Here is a 3,529-nt window from a genome sequence, read left to right as displayed (position 1 = left end):
ATTGAGTTTACTAAGGTAAAAGGACATAGTACAAATGTTGGAAATAATAAAGCAGATGAACTAGCTAATTTCGCAATGGACCAATTATAAAAATAAAAGAGTTATTTGGATAAGGTAAGTGGGATATAATAAAAAGGATAGAGCTTTACGAAGGCTCTATCCTTTGAGGTGCTATTGATTATAAATGCTTTCGTCTAGGCCATTTTCAGATTTAGCAACTGCTATTGCAGTTGCTGCATCTCCTACTACGTTAAGAGAGGTTACTAACATCTCAACTGGACGATTAATAGCTAAAATGAGAGAATAAGCGAGTACAGCAGTATCATTTTGGTAGCCCATCCCAGTAAGAACGGTAAAGAGAATAATTGCTCCAGCACCCGGTGCAGCAGGTGTACCAATAGAGGCAATAAGTGCCAAGATTCCAATAGTTAGAATACTGCCCATGGTAACATCATAACCTGCACTTGAAGCAATGAAGATGGCAGCAATAACTTGCATAATGGCAGTACCATTCATGTTAATTGTCATACCTAATGGTAAAATAAATGAAGCGATTTCTTCATTTACACCTAATTCTTCAACTACCGTTTGTGTATTTAATGGCAATGTTGAGGCAGATGAAGAAGTTGAAAATCCAAATAAGGCAACTTTACCGATCTTTCTTACAAAGACAACTGGATTTAATCTTGTAGTAAGGAAAATAAACAAACCATATCCAAATACTAAGAATAATAGTAAAACAGCAACTACAGTAATGACATAAGCTAAAGCTGGTTTAAGATGTTCAATACCATAAATGGCAAATGTACGAGTAATTAAAACAAAGATAGCTATAGGACCAAATTTAGTAATGATAAAGCCTAAAAAGATAGTAATAATTTTATTGATTTCTTCTAGAATCTTTTTAAGTACAATAATCTGACCCTCAAGTGCGTTGATTGATAAACCTGTCGCAACAGCTAAAAATACAACAGCTAAGATTTTACCATTTTCTGAAAAAGCTCCTGTAATATTATTTGGAACAGCTTGGATAAAAACAAGAAGAGGATTACTGCTAGTACTACCTACTTGGGTATTGATATCACTAATACTTACATGAAATAATCCTGCATTATGAGCAGCTAGTCCAAAGATACCCGCTAAAATTAAAGCGAATAAAGAAGTACCTAAAAAGCCTAAAATAGTTTTATAGGAAATACGACCTAGTTTTTTTGTATCTGTAATACGACACATAGCTAAAGAGATTGAGGTGAAAACCATAGGAACAATAACTAATTGTAAAGAGTTAATAAAAATTTGACCAATGATATAAAAAATTCCAATAGCATCAGCGCTAGAATGGATATCTTGAAATAAAATGAGGTTAATTGTATTCCAAAGAGAATTTTGACCAGAAGAGTTTAAATACTCTCTTAAAAAGATAAATAAAGTACCGGTTAAAAGTCCACCACATAAAGCAATGGCCATTTTTATAGCTAATTGATTAGCGTTATTTTTTGCGTTATTCATATGTCCTCCTAAAAATAATGAGATATTTTATAGGACACCATAAAAAACCTTAATATCCATTAAGATATTAAGGGAAAATACATGTGTTACGTATGCTCCTTATTAGCCTCACAGGACTATCTTAAAGGTATCCTATCGAAAGTAGTATACCTGAGGAGGAAAATTATGTCAAGTTGGATACAAGCTTAAAATTATAATTGCGTATTTAAAATATTATAGTTATAATAGATATTCTGAGAACAATTCAGGTTAAACTATTATAAGGTAGAAAAAATAAGTTAAATAGACAGAAGAAGTCTTATATTTATAGAATACATGGCATATCCTATAAAATAGACTGCCTATTCAAAGTAGCATCTTAATGGCTAACAACATGCAAAACTAATAAAGAATAGAGGGATGGAATAATGAATCAAGACGAAGCCAAAAAACACGCCTTTCATAATGAGATGATTAACTTATATAAAACAATAAGTAAACAACTCAAATATAAATCTACTAAATTGTTAGATATGATTAATAAATATGGTGGATATGAAGCAGCTATTAAATTTATTAAATCTGAAAGCAATACATTTGACTTCACAATTTTATGGGAAAATGAAAGATTAGATTTATCAGTAGAAGCACTGATTACAAATCCTAAACATAGAGATCTATTTCCGGAAGAAGTAGTAAGTTTTTGTGATAGAAAACTTAAAGACTATAATTTTTCACCACGAAAAATAGAAGAACCAAAAGAAGCTCCTATTGAAAATGAAAAGGTATTTAATGATTTAGTAGACCAAATGCCTACAATTATGCCAATAGAAAATAAAAAAGAATATATTTTACTTAATAGACCAATAGATATTGATAAGGAAACATGGAAACAGTTATTTAGTAGTGATACAGTATTTCCAGCTAAGAATAAAGACCTTATTTTAAGATTAGTACTTATCAATGGATACGTAGAAGCAGATGAAATCTCTAAAGAAGAAGGCTATAATTCAAAATATCCTTATAAAGAAGTAGTTATGGCTTTAGCTAAACGTATTAAAGCTAAAACTAAAATAGATGTTCCTTTATCTAGAAAAGGGGAAATGCTTTGGTGGCATATTTTATTCCTTGGAGGATTTAAGGACAATAATTGTTTTGAATGGAGAGTAAGACCAGAATTAAAAAAGGCAGTAGAAGAACTGAGTGCAGAAGGAAAAGTAGACCTAAGCAATATAACCGTGCAAACTCATAAAGAATTTGAAGAGGTAGAAGAAGAAATACAAGTTATAAATAATGCTGATTTAAAAAAAGAAATAATTACTACTCTACCTATAGAAGTAAAAGAAGAATTGCCACAAGAAGAGGTAACTCAACCTAAAGAGATATCAATTAAGAAGGAAGAAGTACCTATAAAAAAAGTAATAAAAGAGGATGCTTCTTTAGATAATTTTATTGATAGTCTATTAAGTGATATGGACTCTAAGCCAAAGAAAAAAGAAATACCTATGACTAAACCTAAAGATCCATTTGCTTTTCCAGAGATAGAGACAGCGGATAATTTATTACATGACTTAGAAGATGATAGTTTAGAAGCTTTTATTGAAGAGATGATGATGACAAAACAAGAAGATTCCTCCCATGAGAAAGTCACATTACCCGTAGAATTTAAAAAAGAAACACAAGAAATACAAGAAATACAAGAAACACCTAAAATAATCAATCAAGCAAAAGAAAATGATTCTATAAAATTAGAAAATCAACAAGAAAATACTGATGAATGGCAAAAGTTAAAAGAAGAATGTATAGAGTATTACGGAGCGATTTGTGAGATTTGTGGTTTTGATTATGGGTATACTTATGGAGAAGCTTTTGAAAAAAATATAGGAATTCATCATGTTCAGGCTAAAGATGATAAAGAAGAATATCTTCCAAATACTGATGCAATTAAGGATTTAATTCCAATATGTGATAATTGTCATGGTATCATCCATTCTAAAACACCTCCTTATACCGTAGAGGAAATGAGAAAAATGCTTAAAAA

General features: G+C 30.6%; 2 protein-coding genes. One reads left to right on the top strand and one right to left on the bottom strand.

Going from position 1 to position 3,529, the window contains the following annotated elements:
- Positions 1–171 precede the first annotated feature (171 nt).
- Positions 172–1,509, bottom strand: coding sequence for a dicarboxylate/amino acid:cation symporter (locus ACRDBA_RS11125; RefSeq protein ID WP_438572986.1), 1,338 nt, complete (start codon positions 1,507–1,509; stop codon positions 172–174).
- 407 nt (positions 1,510–1,916) lie between these two features.
- Here ACRDBA_RS11125 and ACRDBA_RS11120 point away from each other — a divergent pair.
- A partial coding sequence (locus ACRDBA_RS11120; protein WP_438572985.1) for an HNH endonuclease occupies positions 1,917–3,529 on the top strand: 1,613 nt, incomplete at its 3' end.

The sequence above is a fragment of the Clostridium sp. genome (assembly GCF_051654825.1).
In the GTDB taxonomy this organism is placed as follows: Bacteria; Bacillota; Clostridia; order Clostridiales; family Clostridiaceae; genus Clostridium.
Note: the sequence above shows the minus strand (reverse complement) of the source record. Positions and strands in the feature narration are given on the sequence as shown.